Below are 22,743 nucleotides of genomic sequence, written 5' to 3'. Positions count from 1 at the left end.
ACCTATAAGCTGCTATGCAACAAAGCCCTGTGTGGGTATAATTTTGACAGGATACAAAGCTTAATGGAGAAAGTTACGAACATCAGTGAAAAACATGGCAATTTTATTCTCATTTGCAGCTGCTATCACGTCTTGATCTTTCAATGAGCCACCTGGCTGAATTATAGCTGTAATTCCATGCTTTGCACTTTCTACTATACTATCTGGAAATGGAAAAAATGCATCTGAAGCAAGCGCTGCGCCTTTACATTTTTCACCTGCTTTTTTTACTGCAATATTCACACTATCTATTCTGCTTGTTTGTCCTGCACCGATGCCAATAGCACAACCGTCTTTTGCTATCACTATTGCATTGGATTTTACATGTTTACATATTTTCCAAGCAAAAATAAGATCTTCCTTCTCTTTTTTTGTTGTAGTGCATTCTGTCACTCGGTTTATTTCTTCTACTTTTACTGTATGGTTATTATTTTCTTGCACTAAGAACCCGCCAACAACATTTTTGATTTGATATTTTGCATTTTGCTGAAGAGATTGATGAATAATCACTCTTAAATTTTTCTTTTTTTGTAAAATTTTTAGTGCCTCATTGTTTACCGATGGTGCTATCATCACTTCCAAAAATATCTCGTTTAATTTCTCTGCTAGCTTTAAATCTATCTCCCGATTGAAAGCAACTATTCCACCAAAACTGCTTATTTCATCACATGATAGAGCTTTTTCATATGCTTTTAAAGCACTATCACTAACAGCAGCGCCACATGGATTATTGTGCTTTATTATCACTGCTGCAGGTTCTTGAAACTCAGAAATTATGTTAAGTGCAGACTCTATGTCGACTATATTATTATAGCTCAACTCTTTTCCATGTATTTTCTCCAGTGGATACTTGCTAAATTGATTGCTATAAAATGCAGCTTTTTGATGAGGATTTTCACCATATCTGAGTCCTTGTGCTTTACATCCATATAAAGTAAAAAACTCTGGTAACTCATTGCTTTTACCCTGTGATAAAAACCAATTGTAAATATTAGAATCATACTGTGCAGTCAGAGCAAATGCTTTAGTTGCTAGATGTTTTCTATATTCTAATGTTGTCTGATTGTTATTTTTGATCATCTCAGCTTTCAGTGTTTCGTAATCTTGAATGCTAGAAATCACTGAAGTGAAATGAAAGTTTTTTGCTGTAGCTCTAATTAATGCTACTCCACCTATATCTATTTGTTCTATGATTTGCTTCTCACTTGAGTTGCTATTAACCGTTTTCCAAAATGGATATAAGTTAGTTATAAGCAGATCTATCGGCTTAATTTCTAGATTCTGCATTTCCTTTTCGTGCCTTTTTCGATCACAGAGTATTCCTCCATGAATTTTAGGATGTAAAGTTTTCACTCTGCCATCTAGTATTTCTGGAAATTGTGTGTAATCTGAAACTTCTTGCGTTTTTATTCCCGCACCTGATAGCACTTTATAAGTATTCCCTGTTGAGAGAATTTCTATTTGTTGCTGCATCAAAAACGATGCAAGTTCAATTATATTTGTCTTATCGTATACTGATATTAAAGCTCTTTTAATTTTCATATGGAAGGTTTCTTAAGATTATATCTAAGAAAAGAAAATTTGTCTATATATAGCTACTACGTCATACCACTGCGGTATCTCGTTGTAGATTCCGCTAACAAGCACATAGCTGTACGAACATTGTGATACAAGAGATCAAGAAAGATGTCATCCTAGTCCCCAGACACTGGGATGGCTTTGTTGCACCACTCAAGGAAAGAACAGGCAGTTACTGATGGAATTTGTTATAAAATAGATATTTAGCCGACAAAGGAAAAATATGCCAATAAGAATGAAAGTCAGTAACTGCAATGAATATAACAAATTTCTTCAAGAAAGGGGAAATGTTTTTCATTATATCAACGATGCCATTGAAAATTGGTACGAAAATAGTCCAAAAGTAGCAGGTGGCAACAATGTCTACAGCGACAAAGTAGTGATTCTAATTCACATAATAACCTATCTATTCAGGATTGGTCTTAGGCAAACAGTGGGATTTATAGAGAAATATCTTGAGCAAATAGGGAAAATTTTGCAAATTATCAGCTATTCGCAGGCTTCAAGAAGGTTTAAAAAGCTTAATATCAAAATCAACGACTGCAGAGTTGATAAGAACGATATGGAAGATATTGAAATTGCTATAGATAGTACAGGTATCAGCATCTACAATAATATTCCAAGCCATAGTAAGGCAAATGGTACAGATAGAAAGTATCGCCGCTATGAGCAAACAAGATGTAATGCTAGAGATAGGTAGTAAAAAAGTTATAGCTGCAAAATACAGTAGTGGAGTTTATTCCGACCACTATGGAGCCTGTGATCTTATTGAAAGAGTGGATACCAAGTATAACATAAGCACGATATATGCAGATAGATCGAAAGAAGTTATACAAACTGTGCGATGAGCTTGACATAAAGACAAGGATTCCTCCGCAAAATAATGCAGTAGAGCATCCAAAGTTGGATTATATGAATGAGAGAAATTCTACAATCAAGCTCATAAAGTCATATGATGAAGATGGTATGAAGAGGTGGAAAAAAGAGATAAATTATTGGAAGAGATCTTATATAGAAAGTTTTTTCTCGCGACTGAAGCAAATATTTGGATTTAGTTTTAGGAATAAATCTGAGATTAATCGTGAGAAGGAACTGCTACTCAAGTGTTATTTGCTTAACAAATTTACTGAAATAGGCATGGCTAAGTTTGATATAGCTTCATGAATTTATTATACATTACCCACTATCCGAAGAGCTGTGCAACAAAGCCCACTGGAATCCAGAAATTTTTTGAGAACAAAAGTTATGCTAAGTTTTTGTTGGTAAGAAAGGCTGGATAGCTACTTGCATGACAAGAGGAGAACTACTGGGATGACAAGGGGAGAGCTACTAAATGACATCTTCAATTTCTATGTGTCAAGCACTGAAGAGGTCTCTCCTATTTTCTCTTGATGAATAAATCTAAGTAGAGTATAGTAAAAATGCATTTATGTAGCGATTAATGAGCAACTTAGTTTTAGTCTATATAACTTTTTCAAACCTGAAAGAGGCTAAGACTATTTCTGAAGAATTGTTAAACGAGAAGTTAATTGCATGTGTAAATATATTTCCCAAAGTAAATTCTCTGTATTTATGGGAAGGTAAAATTAATAGTAATTGTGAAATAGTGGCAATTATGAAGAGCAGGAATGATCAGACTGATAAGATTGTAGAAAAAATCGAGGCAATGCATTCTTATGATCAACCAGCCGTTGTGATAATACCCATAGGAAAAGCGAATAAATCTTTTACTAATTGGGTTAATAATGTTATTGATATAAACAATATTGGGGTGTAGCCAAGTGGTAAGGCAGCGGTTTTTGATACCGCCACGCGAAGGTTCGAATCCTTCCACCCCAGCTTTATTAAAGTGTGCGTGAAATGATATCACTTTTTTATAAATTAAGGTTATTTAATTATATACTGGGCAGCTTGAAAGATATAGTTGTCAAGCTATTTCTTTTCACTCTGTATCTTTATACATCGAGCATTATGCTCATGTTTCTCACCAGTGGCTTTTGGTATGCTGTAGAGTTTAGCTCTTTCAAAAATGCATTTTACCATTTGTATCAATATTTAAAATGGTATTATGAAAATAGAGATGATTTGGGTTATGGAGTTTCTATTAGAATATTAGTAGCGTTTCTTACTCCGCATTTTCTCTACAAATTATTTTCTGGCACAGGCTGGAAGTCTTTTTTCAAGGAGAAGATAGTTCAGATACTCAGCACAAGAAGAAAAATGAGTAATAAACCAAATGGCAGTAGTTATGGTTATAGTAATAAGAACAGTTACGGTAACAATAATCTTCAAGAGGCAAAACGGAAAGTGAATATGATAAAGCAGCTATTAATCCAAGATATAGATGAAGCTATAGAAAAAAGATTAAATGATATTTTTCTTGGTGAGAGGGGTAAACCTCATTAAAAGGGCTTTATCTTTTTTAGAATTGGCTGTATTTTGTTTTTTACGTATAATGGATCGCAATCAGCCAGTATACATGTTTCAACAAAATCTTGACTGAAGTCTGATAGCCAGGAAATTGCTTTACGTTTCTCTACCAAGCTTTCTGTTTTTTTACAGTTACTTGCTGCATCAATCATTGCCTGTGATATCACTGATTGCCACAGTATGCAGTACCTTTGTATATCATCTAAAGTGCTATTTGCTTCGTGATGGTGAAAAAATTCTTTGAAATTGAAGTTATTTGACATTACGTACCTCTTTAAGTTGAAAATTAGAATTTGAAGTAGTGCGAAAGTTGTCTGCTGCAATGAGTAGCCTTTATGACAGTCAGACCGGGTTTTATGTGAGCTATAAATGTTTAAGAAATTATATCTGTTCAGATCTATGTGAAACCAGTGCTTCTTTTCTTGTTATCCGAGCTGGGATGGCTTTGTTGCACAGCTCTTCGGATAGTGGGTAATGTATAATAAATTCATGAAGCTATATCAAACTTAGCCATGCCTATTTCAGTAAATTTGTTAAGCAAATAACACTTGAGTAGCAGTTCCTTCTCACGATTAATCTCAGATTTATTCCTAAAACTAAATCCAAATATTTGCTTCAGTCGCGAGAAAAAACTTTCTATATAAGATCTCTTCCAATAATTTATCTCTTTTTTCCACCTCTTCATACCATCTTCATCATATGACTTTATGAGCTTGATTGTAGAATTTCTCTCATTCATATAATCCAACTTTGGATGCTCTACTGCATTATTTTGCGGAGGAATCCTTGTCTTTATGTCAAGCTCATCGCACAGTTTGTATAACTTCTTTCGATCTATCTGCATATATCGTGCTTATGTTATACTTGGTATCCACTCTTTCAATAAGATCACAGGCTCCATAGTGGTCGGAATAAACTCCACTACTGTATTTTGCAGCTATAACTTTTTTACTACCTATCTCTAGCATTACATCTTGTTTGCTCATAGCGGCGATACTTTCTATCTGTACCATTTGCCTTACTATGGCTTGGAATATTATTGTAGATGCTGATACCTGTACTATCTATAGCAATTTCAATATCTTCCATATCGTTCTTATCAACTCTGCAGTCGTTGATTTTGATATTAAGCTTTTTAAACCTTCTTGAAGCCTGCGAATAGCTGATAATTTGCAAAATTTTCCCTATTTGCTCAAGATATTTCTCTATAAATCCCACTGTTTGCCTAAGACCAATCCTGAATAGATAGGTTATTATGTGAATTAGAATCACTACTTTGTCGCTGTAGACATTGTTGCCACCTGCTACTTTTGGACTATTTTCGTACCAATTTTCAATGGCATCGTTGATATAATGAAAAACATTTCCCCTTTCTTGAAGAAATTTGTTATATTCATTGCAGTTACTGACTTTCATTCTTATTGGCATATTTTTCCTTTGTCGGCTAAATATCTATTTTATAACAAATTCCATCAGTAACTGCCTGTTCTTTCCTTGAGTGGTGCAACAAAGCCATTCCAGTGTCAAGCACTGATCTTCAATCTCCGTACATCTCTGCGTCACGCACTGAAATGACACCCTGAAGCTTTAGCTATAAATATTAAGCAAGCAAAAAAAGGCAAAAGAAGCCTCATGGAGATAGTTGCTCCACTCTTTTTACTTGATGCTGCTCAAGCAGGTCACTTGGATGTAGTAAAATACTTAGTAGAAATAGCAAACGCAGGTGTTAATTATGTAGTTAGTACTCTTAGTCTACCTCATTTTGACTATGAAAAAAACTGCTCTTGGAAAAACTGCTCTAATGTTTGCTGCTAAAAACCTCAGTTATGGATTAGAAAATAGATAAAAGTATAACTAAGAAGAGGGAAACAGGGTAAACTCGAGTATTTTAGTAATAATAAGAGGTTACCCATGAAGAAAGATATTACAGAACTGTACTGTTGCGTCGAGGATTTTTGTCGTGCGGTAGATGATAATTTTGCAAATAGGTTCTTATCAAACGGCAAAAAACCAACCAGAGTACCAGAAATAGCGCACTCAGAAATTCTAACCATAATCCTGTTATACCATAAATCACCATGTAAAAACTTCAAGGCTTTTTATCTTTGTTATCTTCAGTTATTCTATAGATCAGAGTTTTCAAAGCTGCCTTCATATCACAGATTTATTGCCTTAAAGCCGCGAGTTTTGTGGTATTTAGCATTACTTTTGCAATGGTTCTGTGAACAAGCGAAAATGACCGGCACTTCCTACATCGACACCTCTACGATTGCCGTTTGCCACAAAAAAAGGATCTCTAGGAATAAAGTTTTTAATCATCTAGCAGAAATTAGTAAGAGTACGTATGGTTGGTTTTTTGGCTTCAAGTTGCACTTAGTGATTAACGAAATTGGTGAAATTCAAGCACTTACCCTAACCAAAGGTAACGTTGATGACAGAAAACCTTTACCAACTCTCACTAAAAGACTGACCGGACTTTTGTTTGGAGATAAGGGCTATATAAAGAAAGAGCTTTTTGAGAAACTCTTCGATAGAGGCCTAAAGTTAGTCACTAAAGTAAAAAAAGGTATGAAAAACGCACTAATTTCACTTAAAGAGAAGATTTTATTAAGGAAAAGGTCGATTATTGAGACTGTTTTTGATTCCTTGAAAAACAAATTTGAGATTGAGCATACAAGACATAGATCGCCAACAAATTTCCTAATTCATGTTTTTTCTGTTCTGATTTCCTACTCCATGCAGTCCAAAAAGCCTTCTATTTCTATGCCTTTCTTTATCGGCTAATCCATAACTGAGGTTAAAAGTAGTCATTTTGTATAGTTTTATCCAACTCAGACGTAGTTTAACCTAAAATCCATTACTAATTAATTTATCCTTTGCAGTTGTAATAAGGTCTATAAACTACTGCAAATCCAAATTTCTATTTGATCTTACATTCTTATTGTAATAACCTCTATGGATCACACAGCATTAGTCGTGTATCTTAACAGATACTTTTGTACATGGATCAGCTTTATGTGTATCAATTCTGTCTACTTCAAGTTTCCAGCAAAACTACTTTTTAATGTATTGCTTTCAATCAAGTTCTTTGTTAAGCTCACTGTTAGTGGATGTTCAATTATCTTAACATAAAAATCAAGGCAGCTTTAGGTATAAATACGAGTAACTCGTATAAGTAAAGAGGCTATAAGAAGTTTCTTACCATTCTATTCAAACGGGTTTTAAACTTTTGAAATGTCATGACATTGTTGATACGTTTGTCAAGAAACGACAGGGTATCTGCAAAATCTTCTGAATAATCATTGATAAAAAAAAGTATCGTACTTAAGTACACTCCAGCTAATATTGCTCTTTTTGTATAGTAGTTAAAATCTGTTGATTGATCATGAATGCCATACCAAATCGCGCTAACAGTTCTGTACAAGAGTTTACTAGAAAAATATGTATTTTGGGGTAATATAGAGAATGATAAAACATTTTTTAAAAACTCTCTGTAATTTTGTAACTTAGCATAGTTTGAAAGGCGTATTTGGACAGCTAACTTTATCCGCTCTCTTACCTTCATATCTTCTAAATTGGAATTCCAAAGTTCAGTTTCCATTGAGCTATTTAAGTCCTCTGCTATGTACTCCAAAGCACTATATATTCCATTCTGAAATTTACAAAAACTATTGGCTAGGTTAAGGTTCGTGCACACTTTCAATAAGGTTGCATCACTTATTCCTTCAAATGGAATAACCTTAATCAGCTCATCTACTATTAACTTTTGTTCCATACAATATTATACTAAACATCACATATAATTGTACCTGAGATTTGCAAACATTCTGCAAAATGCTTCACCGCGCTCTTCAAAATTTTTCCACTGATCAAAAGAAGAACATGCAGGAGAAAGTAATATCGCTACTTCTTCTTTGCTATTTATGGCCTCTTCAAAAGCCAGTTTAAATGCGTTTTCTAGATTATAGCACTTCATATAATCTATTTTGTTCTCCATAATGTTTGCAAAAACTTCAGTTGATTCTCCAATAAGAAAAGCTTTTCTAATCTTGGTGAAATGCTTGCTTAATGATTCTATTCCGCCTTTTTTGCTTTTTCCGCCAACAATCCAATATATGTTTTTATAAGATAAAATTGCCTTTTCGGTCGATTCTGCATTGGTTGCTTTGCTATCGTTGATAAAAAGTACATTATGTATTTTGCCAAGAAATTCATTTCTGTGTCTTAGCCCTGGAAAGGATTTGATTTCATTGACAATAGTGCTGCTATCTACTCCAAGTAACTTGCACACAGCGTGTGCAGCTACTATATTTTCTACATTGGATACTAGGTTTATTTTCACGTCGCTTACTGATAAGCTATGATTCTCTAGTTTCCCAGTGCCTAGGCACTGGGATGACAAAGAGGGTGACATCGAAGCTGAGATTGGAATTTTGTTCCCAGTGAATTTATTGAATACATCAGAGGTAATTTTGTTATCACATCCTATCACGGCAATCTTGCTACCGTTTATCAATTTTAGTTTAGTTGCTATATAGTTATTCATACTTCCATGTCTATCTATGTGGTCTGGTGTGATGTTAAGCAATACAGAAATATCCACATTAATTTCATTCATTAGCTCCAATTGAAAAGAGGAGAATTCAATTACATAAATTTCTGCATCTCTTTCTAAATCCAAAATAGGCATACCTAAATTCCCACCGATAGCTACTTTTTTCCCTGTGGATTTTAATATGTGCCCTATTAGTGATGTGGTAGTTGATTTGCCATTTGTTCCTGTAATGCCTATAACCTTCTGATTTGTAGTTTTAGTTTCAAGAAATAGCTCAATGTCTGATTTTATTTTGCAGTCAAAGCTTCTTGCAAGTTTTACTACCCAATGCGTTGGTATTGGCACTCCAGGGCTCAAAATTAGTGTGCTTATCTCATGCCAATTATACTCATTGGGATGAGTAAAGTTACACTCTTTATATATCTTTTTTGCATTTGCTATTTGCTCTTTATTATCATCCCATGCATATATTTTTGCACTGCTTTTTGTTAGAGCATTAATAACGGACAAACCAGTTTTACCAAGGCCGAAAACCGCAACACTTTGATTTTTGTATTTGTTTAGTTGCACTTCTAGATAACTTATGCGAACCATTTTATAAAGATATAATACAAATTATAATGACTTCTTCCATAGTTTTTGGCAGTGCTTAACTTTATTGTCACAACCTTAGCCAATAGAAAACTCCTTGACACATTTTGCCAACTCCCTTGCCATGACAATAAGAGTATTTATCCTTTAGAATTAATTAAGAGAAAATTTTTTCTCGACTTGTTGTATGATTTTATAAAAGTGATCAAAATCTAAGCTTGCACTGCCAATTAAAACTCCTGATAAATTTGGAATACTGAGCAAGTTTTCTATATTTTCTGAACTGACTGAACCACCATATATAATGTGTTTTTTACCAGTACAGGATTTTATTACCTCAGCAATTGCGTCATTATTTGGCACATTTCCTGTTCCTATTGCCCATATCGGTTCGTATGCTATGGTATATTTACCTTGTGTTGGCAAACGGTTTTTGCATTGATATTCTATTACTTCTTTTGTTTTTTTATTTTTATAATCTTCTGAGTTTTCACCTACACAGATGATTGGGTGTAATCCTGATTCTATTGCTGTTTCTGATTTCAGTTTTATTTCACTATCTGTTTCATGAGCCCTTTCAGAATGTCCAAGTATTACGTAACTACATCCTAGTTCCTTCAACATTCCTGCACTAATTTCACCTGTGTAAGAACCGAACTCTTTATGATGGCAATTCTGTCCTCCTATTTTAATATTGTTGTTCAACTCTATATTGCTTTGAAATGATGTAAAAGGAGGGCAAATTACTAATTTAGAGGTAATTTCGTTGCTCTTGTTGTTAAGTTTGCCTATAAAGTCAACAAATGAAGAACGTGTTCCATTCATTTTCCAATTTGCTACTATTAAAAAAGACATCAATTTTTCTTATATGAATGAGAGTGCCGGCTGTCGGACTTGAACTGACAACCTACTGATTACAAGTCAGTTGCTCTACCAATTGAGCTAAGCCGGCATTAAATACACTGACAATATACAATTATTGATGAATTTTCGTCAACTAATTTTTAAAATACTGCATAATAAGATTATATGAGAAAATTTTTACTGAAGCCAAAAAAGAGTCTAGGGCAAAATTTTATTTTATCGAATGAGATAATAAAAAGAATAGTTGCCTTAGCCGGTAGCCTGAAAGATTTTAATGTTATTGAAATTGGTCCTGGGTATGGTGCGTTAACAAGAGAAATATTGGCATATAATCCAAAGTTTCTACTTTCTATAGAAAAAGATAGTAGTTTAGTGAAACATCACGAACAATTGCTAAATGAGCATCAGGGAAAATATAGAATTATAGAAGCAGATGCACTTAATGTTGTAGAAAAAGAGCTGGTAGAATGTCCAGTCAAAGTCATTGCTAACTTGCCTTACAATATCTCAGTAGCGTTATTTTTAAAGTGGTTAAATAATATAAAATTTTTTACGAATTTGACGTTAATGTTCCAAAAGGAGGTAGCAGAGCGTATTACAGCAGAACCTAATTCTAAGGATTATGGTTCCCTATCAGTGCTAAGCCAGTTACTATGCGACATAAAAAAGGAATTTGATATTGAACCTAAGGAATTTTTTCCAAGACCAAAAGTATATTCTTCAGTAATTACAGTAAAACCTTTACCCACTCCAAGATTTGCAGTAAATTTAGAAACCTTAACAAAGCTAACACGTGCTGTGTTCGCTCAAAGAAGAAAGATGCTGAGAAATAGCTTGCAAAGTATAACTAGTGATGTCTCAACTACTCTTGAGAATGCTAAACTGAGTGGAGACGAACGTCCAGAAAGCTTAACTATTGAGCAGTTCTGTTTGCTAGCAAATAATATAATTATGCGATAAATATATTAGGAGCTACATACCTCTTCTATCCTATTTTGATCTAAAAATAGCTGGAGCCAGGCTAATTTTGCAAAAGCTCTATTGCAATTTCATTAATTGGCGTATAAGCTTTAAATAAAGCATATGAAAAAAATGGAAGCTTGTTATTCGTTTGACGATGTACTTCTCTTACCGGCCTATTCTGATGTATTGCCTCGTGATGCAGACACAAGAACTTATCTAACAAATAATATAGAACTAAATATCCCTCTCATATCCTCTGCAATGGACACTGTCACTGAATCAGGCTTTGCAATAGCTATTGCCCAACATGGTGGAATAGGTTGCATACATAAGAATTTATCAATAGATGAACAAGTGTTAGAAGTAAGAAGGGTGAAAAAATATGAAAGCTGGATCGTGTATAACCCAATTACAATTTCCCCAGATAAAACAGTTGCAGAAGCAGTTTCATTAATGAGAGAGTATAATTATTCCGGCATTCCTGTAGTTGATCAACGCAAGTTAGTGGGAATTTTAACTAATCGAGATGTGAGGTTTATTGAAGACCAGAACATGAATATAAAAGTTTCCGAGGTAATGACAAAAGATAAGTTAGTAACAGTTCGAGAGCAGGCAGTAAATAGCGCCTCAGCAATGAAATTGTTGCATGCAAATAGAATAGAGAAGCTTTTGGTTGTTGATGAAAATTCTTGTTGCATAGGTCTAATCACAGTTAAAGACATCGAAAAATACAATAGATATCCAAATTCATGTAAAGACAGTAAAGGTCGACTCAGAGTTGCCGCTGCAATTGGTACTGGTAAAAAAGACGGTATAGAAAGATGTGAAGCTTTGGTCGAAGAAGAAGTTGATGTGGTTATTGTAGATACCGCTCACGGTCATTCCGAGAACGTTATCAGCACTATTAAGGAAATAAAAAAGATGTATCCGAATACGCAATTAATCGGCGGAAATATTACAACAAAGGAGGCTGCTGAAGCGTTGATTGATGCTGGTGTTGATGCAGTGAAAGTTGGAATAGGGCCAGGATCAATTTGTACTACCAGAATAGTTACAGGCGTTGGTATGCCACAATTCTCTGCGATCAAGAATATTGCAGAGGTTTGTAAAACAAAAAACGTCAGACTAATTGCTGATGGTGGAATAAAATATTCGGGAGATGTTGCAAAAGCTATTGCAGCTGGTGCTGATACTGTGATGATAGGTTCAATCTTTGCTGGTACTGAGGAAAGCCCAGGTGAGATTATCATGTATAAGGGTAGAGCATATAAGGAATATCGAGGAATGGGATCTATTAGTGCAATGAAACGAGGGTCAGCTAGCCGTTATTTTCAAGATTCAAAACTTGATTTAGTCCCACAAGGAGTAGAAGCAAGAGTTCCTTTTAAAGGTCCAGCTTCAGGAGTGATCTGTCAGTTAATTGGTGGGTTGCAAGCTGCAATGGGTTACACTGGCAACCGTAATATAGAAGAGATGAAAAAAAACTGCAAATTTGTCACTATTACTTCATCAGGGTTAAGAGAAAGTCATGCTCATGATATAATCATTACACAGGAAGCTCCAAATTACGCTTACCAAGCATCTAATTTATCATCTGATTCAGAGTAAATACAATCCCCTTTTGAGTGGGTCATTTCAACACTGGTACACAATTGATATTAATATTAAGAGTCAAAAAGATGTCATCTAAGTGGCTGACACTGGAAAATCGATTGTAAATAAACTGACTACATAAAATTTTTGATCAAAATCAGTGCTATAAGTTGGAATAGCAACTTAAGGTAGATTGCCAGCTTAATATATTTTGATAAATCCAAATTATTTTAGCTATAAGAGAGCTTTGCTTTTTTGCTCCATCAGAATTGGCTTACTTTTAGTGATTCATGGAGTTAAAAAAGTCAGCATTGCTCTTTGTTAAAAGTAATTTGTCACGTAAAAACTCCATTGCTTCAACAGATCCCATAGGGTTAAGTATCCTACGCAATACCCATATTTTATTTAGTATGGCCTTATCAACTAATAGCTCTTCCTTCCTTGTTCCGGATTTTGTAATATCAATAGCAGGGAATATACGTTTATCAGCAAGTTTTCTATCTAGTATAATTTCAGCATTACCTGTGCCTTTAAACTCTTCAAAAATAACATCATCCATTTTTGAACCAGTTTCTATAAGGGCTGTAGCGATGATTGTCAAAGAACCACCATTTTCAATATTACGAGCTGCTCCAAAAAAGCGTTTTGGTCTTTGCAGCGCATTTGAATCTACACCGCCGGTTAGAACCTTTCCAGACGAAGGAATGACTGCATTATAAGCACGTGCAAGACGAGTTATAGAATCAAGCAAAATCACTACATCTTTTTTGTGTTCAACCATTCTTTTAGCTTTTTCTATTACTATTTCAGCAAGTTGGACATGACGGTAGGCAGGTTCATCAAATGTAGAGCTTACCACTTCACCCTTTACAGAGCGTATCATATCTGTCACCTCTTCGGGTCTTTCATCTATAAGTAATACTATTAGTTCTATTTCAGGATGATTTGTAGCTATAGAGTGAGCCATTTGCTGAAGCAATATCGTTTTTCCTGTACGAGGTGGAGCAACTATCAATGCTCTTTGTCCTTTTCCAAGAGGTGTAACTATATCTACAGCACGCATGTTTATATCTTTTTTATTATCTCCGCTACTGTTGTTTTCAAGGATGAGGCTTTTTTCAGGATAAAGCGGAAGCAAATTATCAAAATGGACGTACTTTCTTAATTCACTGATTTCAGTAGAGTTTATACTTTGAACCTTAGTTAAAGTAAAATATCTTTCTTTATCACCAGGTGGCCTTATTTCTCCACATGCCATATCTCCTGTACGTAAATTAAACTTCTTTATTTGGCCATTGGAAATATAAACATCATCGGTACTTGGAGCATAATTTGCACTTGATGAACGTAAGAAACCAAAACCATCAGGCAATATTTCCACTACTCCACTTCCTGTGGTTATGCCTCCTTCTTCACTCATTTTCTTCATTAAACTGAATATCATTTCCTGTTTTAGCATCCTGCCATTGCCTTTACCACTAGTTGAAATTTTTCTTTCTTCAGCTAGCTCTAACAATTCTTCTGCTGTTTTCTCTTTCAATTCGCTCAGGTCCAATGTTTTCTTGTTTTTTTCAGCACCTTCACTGGTCATTTGTTTTACTGCGTCAGCATTATGAATTTGTTCGCTTTTTTCAGGTTGACCTACAACCCCTCCTTTTGCTAAGACATCTTCATTGATTGTTGTCATAATCCTCCAAAAATTTTAATTGATGCTTACTAACCTAAAATGTGAATATAAAACAATAAATTAGGCTGAGCTAGTTTTCAGTGCGTATTTAGACTTAATTATTATTAAACTAGATACTTTACTTGCATTATACTGATAAAAACTAACAAGTCAAGTCAATTTAATATTAACAAAGTACAAGAATTTGAGAATCATCAATAGCTATTATTTATATTTTTTAATCTTTGTTTCTTCTCTTCTTCTACTTTCGCTTTTTCTACTTCCGCTTCTAAATTTTCCTGGCTACATAAACCAAGTAGTACAGGATCTTGAGGTTTGATATTGAGTATGTTATGATGAGATCTATCTCTTACCTGCTCAACTGTGTAATTTGTTGTACCAACTAGCTTAGCTATTACATTATTGTTCAAGATAGGAAATTTTTTTACCAAATAATAAATCGCATTAGGTTTATCTCTACGCCTTGCTGTGGAAGCAAAGGCAAGAAAGCTAATCGTCTTTGCCCTTTTTTTCATATTTTTTATAATCAAATTTGGTACACGATTTGGATTTTTTTTGCAATTATCGATTTCTTTTTCAGTAATTATTTCAGAAATAATAGGGTCATACTTTTCAACTTCTATTTCCTCATCAGCTATGTCTTGTACTTTTTCAAGGGATAACTTGCAACATTGTGCTATTTGATCAAAAGTTAAGCTAGTGTTATCAACCAACCAAGCAGCTACTTGCATGAGAAATTGTTCATTTCTATCTTTATTGTCTTTAGAAGATTCCATTGACATCGAAAAAACATCTCCCATTTTAATATTCCTTTGCTGTTATAGAAATAAAATATAAACCATTAAAACTAAAAAAGCATTAACTTTGTCATCCAATGGCTTTTTGGTTTATATTTCTTATCTCTTAGAACCTGTTCATAATCTTTTGAAGAGGAAAGAAGCAAAAGCAAATTTGTAGGCTAGTATTAAATTTACGCTCGCAATTTTTCCAAAGTCGCCTACATTTTTCCAACCAGGCAAAAGAAGATCTCTCAACAACCCATCTTTTTGGCAATACAGCAAAGGTGCTTCACCTCAACAGTTGCACCAATAGTTACTTTCATCTGTGTTGCAAAATTTTCTCCAGTGTAGCCTGCATCAACCAGTATGTTTTTAACTTCAGAGAGACTTTCTTTAGCATTTTTAACCATTGTCAAAGCACTGCTACGATCAGTTATTTCTGCCGTTGTTATATGAATTGCTTGTGTCAAACCTTGTGTATCAACTGCGATCGGTATTTTTTACACTTTGGGCATCAATGATGCAGAAGCTTGTTTTGGTATTTCGACCACTGTTCTCTCCAACCAATTTTTTTAAAGACAATTTCTAGAACATTTTCTCTATCTTCATTCGTTTTTTTACTCCATTTCTTGAAGTAATCGTAAAAATTTCGCCATCTTGGAAACTCTTTTGGAAGCATTCGCCATTGACAGCCACTTTTTAGTACATAAAGCACACCACAAAATAACTCATATAAACCTAATCTTCTTGGCTTTGTTTTCTTTCGCACGCTTTCTAAAATTAGTCTAATCTTTTCGAATTTTTCACAACTTATGTCACTTGGATATGTATTCCTCATACTTTACCTCATGTCAACTATACCTCATCTTACCATATTCAGAGATCACTTACAGGCTCTTAGGTTAATATAAGCTTCCATTCAATTTAATACACTACAATATTACATATATTAGCTAATTTATTAATAGATTTACAAATATTAAATTATTGCTATTCTAAATTTAAGTGTTAGTTAACTAAGTTTACAATGAGTATTAGAAATTTTTTTACCAAGGCAATCGTTCTCCTTTTAGTTTGCTTATTAATCTTTATGGGGATTGGCAATCTTTTATCAAATGATGATGAAAGGAAAGAATTAGCTAAAGTAGGAAAGGAAGTTATAACATCAGATGAATATAAATTACTATATCAAAATTATAAAAAGCAAATTTCTGGATCTGATGTAAGTAAAGAACAAGTAAAAAAGCTGAAATATGATTTACTTAACGCACTTATAGAGCAAAAACTATTGTTTAACCTAATTAGCGAACTTGGATTAAAAGTTGGAGAAGAATCTATCAAAAGCCACATAAAAAATACCAAGTACTTTCAGGACGATAAAGGAGAATTTGACCATAATAAATTCCATCAAACTCTAAATAGCCTGCATATAACAGAAAAGGAATATATAGAAAAACTAGAGAAAATCCTGCCTGCAATGATGTTCATGACTTCGTTATTTAAAGATAATTATCCGGTAACTTTTGGTGAGGGTGTTGATGAGCAGATATACAAAAATCGCTACCAAACTAGAGTAGTTGATATTGTTAAAATAACTGAGGATGCAATTACAGACGTTCCTGAACCAGATGATCAAGCCTTACTTGATTTGTATGAAAGAAATAAGTCCAATTTTTATTACCCTGAGTATCGAACTGCGCAATACATTTCTCTGGATCAAAAATATTTTGAAGATCAAATCAGAATTTCAGATGAAGAGGTTGATAGTATAATAGAACATCAGGAACTTAAAAATCAAAGAGACATATTCAATGTGATATTTCCTACCAAAGAAAAAGCTGAAATAGCAAGAAGAGCACTTGAAGAAAGTAAAGCAAGCTTTGAACAAATAATAGAAGAGTTTAATAAAGTGAAACTCGATGAAACCAGAGTAAATAATATAACTAAGGATTTCTTACCTGAAAATATGAGAGAAAAGGTATTTGCTCTCAAAACAGGTGAAGTAAGTGAAGTTTTAACAAGCAATTTTGGATGGCACGTAATAAAGGTAGAAAGCATACATCAAATCTCTGATGAAGACTTGGTTGATTTAAAAAAAGACATAAGGTCAGTTTTAACCAATCAAAAGTCTTTTGAAAAAGTCAATGATTTCATAAATCAAGTGAATTATAAGATATACAATGGTGCAACGATTGAAGAAATCTCCAATAATTACAATTTACCTATACAAACCATTGGTCCAGTAGATGCTAGTGGAAAAGACCAAAGTGGTAATGAAGTAGGAAATTCCAGTGATTTCATTTCTTTCATTTTTTCACGCGAGAAAGATCAGAAGAGTTATTTTAAGGGTGTTGGAGATACTGTTGTTGGTGTAAAAATCAGTGATATCGTTCCTCCTAAATTACAAAATTTTGAAGAAAGTAGGGAATCAGCCATAAAGCTTTGGCGTAGTGAATTTATAAAAGAAAGAATGTTTAAAATGGGACAAGAAGTAGCAGTTCAACTAAGAGAAAAGACAGATTTGGAAGAAATGCAAGGTATAAAATTGGTTAAAGGCCAGCAAATACAACGCAATGAACAAAACTACCCTTTTTCTTTCATAGAAGAGATTTTCAATATGAAAACAACTAATTCGGTAACAGATCCTATTCAATACAATAATGAAATTATAATAGGCGTTCTAAAACAAATGCATTCATCAAATGGTAAATTAAACATGCTTGACACCGGAAAACGTGTGATGATATCGCTAAAGGAACAGTTAATTAGCTATCTAAAATCAAAGTATAGAGTAGAAGTTAATCATGCTATGATTGATGATATATAAAAAAGTTTATTATCTTCCTTTTATGAGTGATTAGAGGGGGCTATATTGTATTTTTAGGTAAAAGAGGTACAATTAGTTTGACTTGAGCTGTTTATTGTATTTAAATTGTAATTAATATATGAATAAAGGTTGACATGGCAGTTAAAATAAGGTTAGCAAGGTTTGGGGCAAAGAAACGTCCTTTTTATAGGATAGTTGTAGCCGACTCACGAGCACCAAGAGATGGGCGCTTTATTGAGAGAATAGGACAATATGATCCAATGTTGCCAAAAGACAATAAAAATCGTGTTGTGGTAAAAGCTGATAGATTAAAACATTGGCTAAGTGTAGGAGCGCAAGCAACTGAAAGGGTAATGTGGTTCATTAAAAAAGGCATAGTAGATTTAGAAACAGAATCGAAAAAAATAGAAAAGAAAAAAGTTGAGAAAGTACAAGGGCAAGAAGCATAAGTCCTCTTAAATGCTAAACACTGATTTAACAAAAAGTAGTAAATTAGATGATATTGTATCTTCTGATTTATTGGCTATGAATGACTTTATCTTCAAAAATGTCAATGATGAAGGTACTAAGCTTGCTACCGATATTACATCTCATCTTATTAATTCAGGAGGAAAAAAGATAAGGCCTAAGCTCATTTTTATTATGTGTAAAATGCTGAATTACTCTGGAGAGAGTAGGGTCAACATTGCTGCATCGGTAGAATTTATACACAACGCTACTTTACTTCATGATGATGTGCTTGATGAAAGTAAGGCACGCCATGGAGTTGCAACAGCAAATAAAATTTGGGGGAATAAATCAAGCATTTTAGTTGGTGATCTATTATTGACCTTAGCATTTAGATGGCTTATAGAATGTGGGAATTTAAGTGTTCTCTCTATTTTATCTAAGGCATCTAATTTGCTTGTCAAGGGTGAGATAAAGCAGATGACAACGCGTTTTGACCCTAACACAATTAGGAAAAATTATTTTAATATCATTGGAGAAAAGACAGCATCTTTATTTTCTGCATGCTCCGAGGCTGCATCAGTAGTATCTGGAGCCACAAGTGACGAAACAGAGAGGCTAAGGAATTTCGGGTTTAATTTTGGCATGGCATTCCAAATAATTGATGACGTGCTAGATTATACTGCTAATCAATGCACTTTAGGAAAGCAACTTGGAAAAGATTTCTTTGAAGGTAAAGTTACTTTACCTTCTATTATAGCATATGAAAAAGGCAGTCCATCAGAACAAAAATTCTGGGAGAAATCTTTTTCTTCAGCTAGACACAATTTTGACCAAGCATTACAATATATTAATCATCATAATGCCATTCATGTTTCTATGGAAGAAGCTAAACACTATATTAATATGGCGCAAAGTAATATTGATACTTTTTCTGATTCTCTTTATAAAACTGCTTTGATTGACTTTTTAAATGCAAGCATAGAAAGACAAGGATAGCTAACGCTTGATATTTTTGATTGATTGTTATATATTTATTAAGTTTGTAAGGGTGAATGATATGTCAGATAGTAATAAAGAGAAAAAAAAGAAATTTGCAGATATGGTCAGTAAACGAAAAGGGGATGATCAAGAAGATCAGCAAACAGGTGATTTAAGTGAAGAGCTTAATATATTAAAAGAACGTGCAGTTCAGCTTGAAGATCATTTACGTCGCGCTGTTGCGGATAATGAAAACGTTAAACGTATAATGCAAAAGCAAATTAGCGATGCAAGTGATTATGCAGTCACAAAATTTGCACGTGATATGATCGACTCTTGTGACAATTTAAAAAAAGCAATGGAAAACTTGAAAGATGGTGATCCTATTCATGAAGGAATAAAAGTGGCGCACCAAAAGATTGTGAGTGATCTAAAAAAACATGGAATAGAAGAAATAGATCCAATAGGTAACTCTTTTGACAGCAATTTACATCAAGCTGTTGTGGAAAGAGAAGATAATGAAAAAGAGCCTGGCACTATTGTAGAAGTACTACAAACTGGTTATACCATTAAAAATAGGTTGCTTCGTCCTGCAATGGTTATTCTTTCTAAAAAATCTGCTGATTGCGAAAGTAACTAATAAAACACTCAAGGTATGGAAGAAGTTGTCTTCTCAGGTATTCAGCCAAGTGGAGTATTACACTTGGGCAATTATCTTGGTGCAATTAAGCAGTGGATAGGCTTGCAGGATAAATATAAATCTCTTTTTTGTGTTGTTGATCTGCATGCAATCACAGCAAATAAGCTTCCCGCAAATGAATTAAAAAATAATATTTTTAAAGCAGCAGCAACTTATATTGCATGTGGAATAGATCCGGAAAAGTCGATTATTTTCAATCAATCCGCAGTTAGTGGTCATGCAGAATTGGGCTGGCTGCTAGGGTGCTATACACCAATTGGTTGGCTTAATCGTATGACTCAATTTAAAGATAAGGCTGGAAGCGATAGACAAAAAGCTTCTCTTGGTTTATATAGCTACCCAGTACTTATGGCTGCGGATATATTGCTGTATCAAACTAAATATGTTCCTGTTGGCGATGATCAAAAACAGCATTTAGAACTTGCACGTGATATTGCATCAGCTTTTAACAATCATTATAAATGTAGTCATTTCATCATACCTGAAATCTTAACTTTGGATTGTACATCAAGGATAATGAGCTTAAGAGATGGAGCAAGCAAGATGAGCAAATCTGATTCTTCAGAATACTCATGCATTAACCTTGACGATACAGATGACTTGATTGTCAAGAAAATAGAAAAAGCAAAAACAGATTCAATTCTAGGCTTTGATTTTGCTACTTTAAAGTGCCGTCCAGAAGTAAACAATTTGGTAAACGTTTATTCAGTGCTTAGTGATTTAAATGTGGAAAAAGTGTGTGAAGAAGTGAATAAACATGATATGAAACACTTTAAAAAAGAGTTAGCTGACTTAATCATCAGTGTTATATCACCCATACGTGAGAAGTTGAACGGTCTTTTGAGGGATCAGCTCCATTTACATAAAATATTAAAAGAAGGTACAGAAAAAGCAGCAGAGATTGCAAATAACAATATAAAAAAGATCAAGGATATTATAGGGTTTGTTCAATAGGTTACAACTATTTCTTCCCATGGCTTTCAAATCGTGCAGCTATTTTCTTTACACTAACATGAGTGAGAAGAGGTTTTTTACTAACCGGAAGTTTAGAATCGGACTTTGCTGTTATGGGGTTCATTTTAGATCTTTTATTTCCTACCGGAAATGAGTGAGATTGGGAGGCAGTTTCTTGCGATGGTGCAGGATCTTTCTTCATACCGATATCTGCTTGTGTTGCAGGGGTGGCTTTGCTCTTAGCAACTTGATTTTGCTCAAACTTTCCTACTATTGACTTTACTCTACCGTCCTTCTTGCTATTTACTTTTTCTTTTATAATAACCGCTTTTACTTCTGATGATGCTTTATCAGCAGATTTTTTCAGGATTGGTTTACTTTCAGCTGATTTTTGCGAAGTCACTTCTACTATTATTGGTTTCGTGCTCACTTGTTGATCAACAATATCTAGCCTTTTAGGATTTGACAGTATTTCAGATTTATCTTCTTTAGTTTCTTGCTTAATTTCTTGATTGGTAGCGTTTAGCGCTGGTGGCTCTGGAGCCTGTCTCTTTTTATATCCTCTTCTTGTTCCTGCATTTTTCTTAGGTTTCGTTTTGTGAGTTGGCTCCTTTTTAGCTAACTTTGAGTCTTCCGAATCTTTTGTTGAAGATTTACTACTTTTCTCTTGATAATTTGATATTTCCTCATTTCCAGACTCTTCACTTAATGAACTTTCATAGCCTGAATCTTCAGGAGATACATTCTCTATTTCTGGTTTAAAGTGTACCTTTTTTGAGGCAGTAGGAGGTGGCGGAGGTGCCGTTGTTGGCCGTTTTATTTTCTTCATACCTGATTTTCCTGCCGGCTGTTTTCCTTTTTGCAGCTTAGGAGTATCTTCCTTCTGCTTTGATGTCGTTTTATTTTCCGTGCTTACTTCGTATGATTTATGTTCTTTATTGCCTTTTCCACTCTGTTTCGAATCTAAAATTTCTTTAAGTCCTTTCTTGAATAGATTAATTGTACTTAAAATATTTGTGTATTCGGCTGCTTTTTCTATAGTGAAACCTGATAATTCATCACCAACAAAATTTTTTATGTCATTATCATTAGTTGGAATATCTTTTCCCAAGACTCTATCTAATATCCCTTTTAATGTTCCAATAAAACCGAGTGGCTTTGTGCTCAAAGGTTCTACATAATTATTCAAGTCGCTATATATAACAAATTTGGCTACATCTTTTGCGTTGTTTGTAAAATTCTTCAGAGCTTGAGATAAATCTTTCAGTGTTTCATCATATTGTTCATTAATTTTTTTTGTATCCTTCAGCTTTATGACTCTTATCAAAGAATTGAGATTTTTATCATAATTGTCACTTTTAAATAGATCACTCATACCAATTACTGTTTATCGTTTACTTAAATATAAATTCAAAGTATTAAGACCGAGTAAATGTTATATGACTTATCCTCTGACTCATAAACGCTTGCGTTCCTTAATGTGCAAAAAATTTCAATAATCTTCAATCAGCAATAGTATAGAAATCCAAAAAACAAGTAGCTAACACTGGAATCTAGGAATTATGATTGGGCACAAGTTGATGAGTATAGTTGTTTTATGTTGAAATACAGCATTTATGGAAAGATTAGATGTCAGTCTAGAATGACACCCTTTCTGGAAAACTCGGATTACAGTGTTTGTATAACTTAATAATTAGAAACTAAAGGAGTTCTTTTTTAAAAAACTTAAGTTATACTTATAAGTATTTGATATCT

The 22,743-nt window shown here is 33.9% G+C and carries 19 protein-coding genes, 2 tRNA genes and 3 pseudogenes; 13 read left to right on the top strand and 11 right to left on the bottom strand.

Annotation, left to right across the window (positions count from 1 at the left end):
- Positions 1–60 precede the first annotated feature (60 nt).
- On the bottom strand, positions 61–1,581 hold the full coding sequence (gene purH, locus WP_RS02665) for a bifunctional phosphoribosylaminoimidazolecarboxamide formyltransferase/IMP cyclohydrolase (RefSeq protein ID WP_007301976.1): 1,521 nt from the start codon (positions 1,579–1,581) through the stop codon (positions 61–63).
- 259 nt (positions 1,582–1,840) lie between these two features.
- Between purH and WP_RS07955 the strand changes: the two are divergent.
- The 4 genes and pseudogenes from WP_RS07955 (at position 1,841) to WP_RS02645 (ending at position 4,023) form a co-directional block, all read left to right on the top strand.
- A pseudogene (locus WP_RS07955) lies at positions 1,841–2,781 on the top strand (IS5 family transposase).
- 277 nt (positions 2,782–3,058) lie between these two features.
- The gene (gene cutA, locus WP_RS06955) at positions 3,059–3,394 is read left to right on the top strand and encodes a divalent-cation tolerance protein CutA (RefSeq protein WP_007301975.1); all 336 of its coding nucleotides are present in this window, start codon (positions 3,059–3,061) and stop codon (positions 3,392–3,394) included.
- Positions 3,385–3,456, top strand: a tRNA-Gln gene (locus WP_RS02650). The genes cutA and WP_RS02650 overlap by 10 nt, the downstream gene beginning before the upstream one ends.
- A 204-nt stretch (positions 3,457–3,660) precedes the next feature.
- Positions 3,661–4,023 carry a hypothetical protein gene (locus WP_RS02645; RefSeq protein ID WP_231834422.1) on the top strand — a complete coding sequence of 121 codons (363 nt, stop codon included), beginning with the start codon at positions 3,661–3,663 and terminating at the stop codon, positions 4,021–4,023.
- On the opposite strand, the gene WP_RS02640 is transcribed toward WP_RS02645, so the two are convergent.
- The gene (locus WP_RS02640; protein WP_007301973.1) at positions 4,020–4,310 is read right to left on the bottom strand and encodes a hypothetical protein; all 291 of its coding nucleotides are present in this window, start codon (positions 4,308–4,310) and stop codon (positions 4,020–4,022) included. The genes WP_RS02645 and WP_RS02640 overlap by 4 nt on opposite strands.
- 224 nt (positions 4,311–4,534) lie before the next feature.
- Positions 4,535–5,475: pseudogene (locus WP_RS07950) on the bottom strand (IS5 family transposase).
- A 204-nt stretch (positions 5,476–5,679) separates the two neighbouring features.
- Here WP_RS07950 and WP_RS02625 point away from each other — a divergent pair.
- Both WP_RS02625 and WP_RS02620 read left to right on the top strand, forming a co-directional pair.
- Complete coding sequence (locus tag WP_RS02625) at positions 5,680–5,862, top strand: hypothetical protein (RefSeq protein ID WP_007301971.1); 183 nt, start codon at positions 5,680–5,682, stop codon at positions 5,860–5,862.
- 96 nt (positions 5,863–5,958) lie between these two features.
- Complete coding sequence (locus tag WP_RS02620) at positions 5,959–6,831, top strand: IS982-like element ISWpi16 family transposase (protein ID WP_007301954.1); 873 nt, start codon at positions 5,959–5,961, stop codon at positions 6,829–6,831.
- A 400-nt stretch (positions 6,832–7,231) separates the two neighbouring features.
- Here WP_RS02620 and WP_RS02615 read toward each other — a convergent pair whose 3' ends face one another.
- From WP_RS02615 to WP_RS02600, 4 genes are all read right to left on the bottom strand, one after another.
- The gene (locus WP_RS02615) at positions 7,232–7,822 is read right to left on the bottom strand and encodes a COQ9 family protein (RefSeq protein WP_007301970.1); all 591 of its coding nucleotides are present in this window, start codon (positions 7,820–7,822) and stop codon (positions 7,232–7,234) included.
- Positions 7,823–7,840: 18 nt separating this feature from the next.
- Entirely contained in the window at positions 7,841–9,196 is a 1,356-nt protein-coding gene (murD, locus tag WP_RS02610; RefSeq protein ID WP_012481852.1) for a UDP-N-acetylmuramoyl-L-alanine--D-glutamate ligase, read from the bottom strand.
- Between the two features lie 150 nt (positions 9,197–9,346).
- Entirely contained in the window at positions 9,347–10,048 is a 702-nt protein-coding gene (locus WP_RS02605; protein ID WP_007301968.1) for a triosephosphate isomerase, read from the bottom strand.
- Between the two features lie 24 nt (positions 10,049–10,072).
- Positions 10,073–10,145, bottom strand: a tRNA-Thr gene (locus tag WP_RS02600).
- A 77-nt stretch (positions 10,146–10,222) separates the two neighbouring features.
- Here WP_RS02600 and rsmA point away from each other — a divergent pair.
- Both rsmA and guaB read left to right on the top strand, forming a co-directional pair.
- Positions 10,223–11,017, top strand: a complete 795-nt coding sequence (gene rsmA, locus WP_RS02595) for a 16S rRNA (adenine(1518)-N(6)/adenine(1519)-N(6))-dimethyltransferase RsmA (RefSeq protein WP_007301967.1) — start codon at positions 10,223–10,225, stop codon at positions 11,015–11,017.
- Positions 11,018–11,140: 123 nt separating this feature from the next.
- Positions 11,141–12,628 (top strand): IMP dehydrogenase, encoded by a 1,488-nt coding sequence (gene guaB, locus WP_RS02590; protein WP_012481851.1) that lies wholly within the window; start codon positions 11,141–11,143, stop codon positions 12,626–12,628.
- 265 nt (positions 12,629–12,893) lie between these two features.
- Here guaB and rho read toward each other — a convergent pair whose 3' ends face one another.
- The 3 genes and pseudogenes from rho to WP_RS07120 form a co-directional block, all read right to left on the bottom strand.
- A complete protein-coding gene (gene rho, locus WP_RS02585) occupies positions 12,894–14,300 on the bottom strand; it encodes a transcription termination factor Rho (RefSeq protein WP_007301965.1) in 1,407 nt (468 codons plus the stop codon).
- Between the two features lie 194 nt (positions 14,301–14,494).
- Positions 14,495–15,100: a cell cycle transcriptional regulator TrcR gene (locus WP_RS02580; protein WP_007301964.1), complete on the bottom strand. Its 606-nt coding sequence runs from the start codon at positions 15,098–15,100 to the stop codon at positions 14,495–14,497.
- Between the two features lie 103 nt (positions 15,101–15,203).
- Positions 15,204–15,917: pseudogene (locus tag WP_RS07120) on the bottom strand (IS5 family transposase).
- Between the two features lie 189 nt (positions 15,918–16,106).
- Here WP_RS07120 and WP_RS02565 point away from each other — a divergent pair.
- The 5 genes from WP_RS02565 (at position 16,107) to trpS (ending at position 20,988) form a co-directional block, all read left to right on the top strand.
- Complete coding sequence (locus WP_RS02565; RefSeq protein ID WP_012481850.1) at positions 16,107–17,906, top strand: peptidylprolyl isomerase; 1,800 nt, start codon at positions 16,107–16,109, stop codon at positions 17,904–17,906.
- Positions 17,907–18,040: 134 nt separating this feature from the next.
- Positions 18,041–18,355 carry a 30S ribosomal protein S16 gene (gene rpsP / locus WP_RS02560; protein WP_006015540.1) on the top strand — a complete coding sequence of 105 codons (315 nt, stop codon included), beginning with the start codon at positions 18,041–18,043 and terminating at the stop codon, positions 18,353–18,355.
- 10 nt (positions 18,356–18,365) lie between these two features.
- Entirely contained in the window at positions 18,366–19,352 is a 987-nt protein-coding gene (locus tag WP_RS02555) for a polyprenyl synthetase family protein (protein ID WP_007301961.1), read from the top strand.
- Between the two features lie 61 nt (positions 19,353–19,413).
- Positions 19,414–19,974 (top strand): nucleotide exchange factor GrpE, encoded by a 561-nt coding sequence (locus WP_RS02550; protein WP_007301960.1) that lies wholly within the window; start codon positions 19,414–19,416, stop codon positions 19,972–19,974.
- 15 nt (positions 19,975–19,989) lie between these two features.
- Positions 19,990–20,988, top strand: coding sequence for a tryptophan--tRNA ligase (gene trpS / locus WP_RS02545; RefSeq protein ID WP_007301959.1), 999 nt, complete (start codon positions 19,990–19,992; stop codon positions 20,986–20,988).
- 7 nt (positions 20,989–20,995) lie between these two features.
- Here the strand turns inward: trpS and WP_RS02540 are convergent, their stop codons facing one another.
- Complete coding sequence (locus tag WP_RS02540; protein ID WP_007301958.1) at positions 20,996–22,363, bottom strand: hypothetical protein; 1,368 nt, start codon at positions 22,361–22,363, stop codon at positions 20,996–20,998.
- Positions 22,364–22,743 lie beyond the last annotated feature (380 nt).

It is taken from the genome of Wolbachia endosymbiont of Culex quinquefasciatus Pel (assembly GCF_000073005.1).
Taxonomy (GTDB): domain Bacteria; phylum Pseudomonadota; class Alphaproteobacteria; order Rickettsiales; family Anaplasmataceae; genus Wolbachia.
This window is presented reverse-complemented; position numbering and strand designations above follow the sequence as displayed.

Bases quoted from the DNA above. Each gene is read 5' to 3' on its own strand.
- WP_RS02605 (WP_007301968.1), bottom strand. From the start codon at position 10,048: ATGTCTTTTTTAATAGTAGCAAATTGGAAAATGAATGGAACACGTTCT.
- WP_RS02555 (WP_007301961.1), top strand. From the start codon at position 18,366: ATGCTAAACACTGATTTAACAAAAAGTAGTAAATTAGATGATATTGTA.
- purH (WP_007301976.1), bottom strand. From the start codon at position 1,581: ATGAAAATTAAAAGAGCTTTAATATCAGTATACGATAAGACAAATATA.
- WP_RS02550 (WP_007301960.1), top strand. From the start codon at position 19,414: ATGTCAGATAGTAATAAAGAGAAAAAAAAGAAATTTGCAGATATGGTC.
- rpsP (WP_006015540.1), top strand. From the start codon at position 18,041: ATGGCAGTTAAAATAAGGTTAGCAAGGTTTGGGGCAAAGAAACGTCCT.
- WP_RS02615 (WP_007301970.1), bottom strand. From the start codon at position 7,822: ATGGAACAAAAGTTAATAGTAGATGAGCTGATTAAGGTTATTCCATTT.
- guaB (WP_012481851.1), top strand. From the start codon at position 11,141: ATGAAAAAAATGGAAGCTTGTTATTCGTTTGACGATGTACTTCTCTTA.
- WP_RS02565 (WP_012481850.1), top strand. From the start codon at position 16,107: ATGAGTATTAGAAATTTTTTTACCAAGGCAATCGTTCTCCTTTTAGTT.
- cutA (WP_007301975.1), top strand. From the start codon at position 3,059: ATGAGCAACTTAGTTTTAGTCTATATAACTTTTTCAAACCTGAAAGAG.
- WP_RS02625 (WP_007301971.1), top strand. From the start codon at position 5,680: ATGGAGATAGTTGCTCCACTCTTTTTACTTGATGCTGCTCAAGCAGGT.
- WP_RS02620 (WP_007301954.1), top strand. From the start codon at position 5,959: ATGAAGAAAGATATTACAGAACTGTACTGTTGCGTCGAGGATTTTTGT.
- WP_RS02540 (WP_007301958.1), bottom strand. From the start codon at position 22,363: ATGAGTGATCTATTTAAAAGTGACAATTATGATAAAAATCTCAATTCT.
- trpS (WP_007301959.1), top strand. From the start codon at position 19,990: ATGGAAGAAGTTGTCTTCTCAGGTATTCAGCCAAGTGGAGTATTACAC.
- murD (WP_012481852.1), bottom strand. From the start codon at position 9,196: ATGGTTCGCATAAGTTATCTAGAAGTGCAACTAAACAAATACAAAAAT.
- rsmA (WP_007301967.1), top strand. From the start codon at position 10,223: ATGAGAAAATTTTTACTGAAGCCAAAAAAGAGTCTAGGGCAAAATTTT.
- WP_RS02580 (WP_007301964.1), bottom strand. From the start codon at position 15,100: ATGGGAGATGTTTTTTCGATGTCAATGGAATCTTCTAAAGACAATAAA.
- WP_RS02640 (WP_007301973.1), bottom strand. From the start codon at position 4,310: ATGTCAAATAACTTCAATTTCAAAGAATTTTTTCACCATCACGAAGCA.
- rho (WP_007301965.1), bottom strand. From the start codon at position 14,300: ATGACAACAATCAATGAAGATGTCTTAGCAAAAGGAGGGGTTGTAGGT.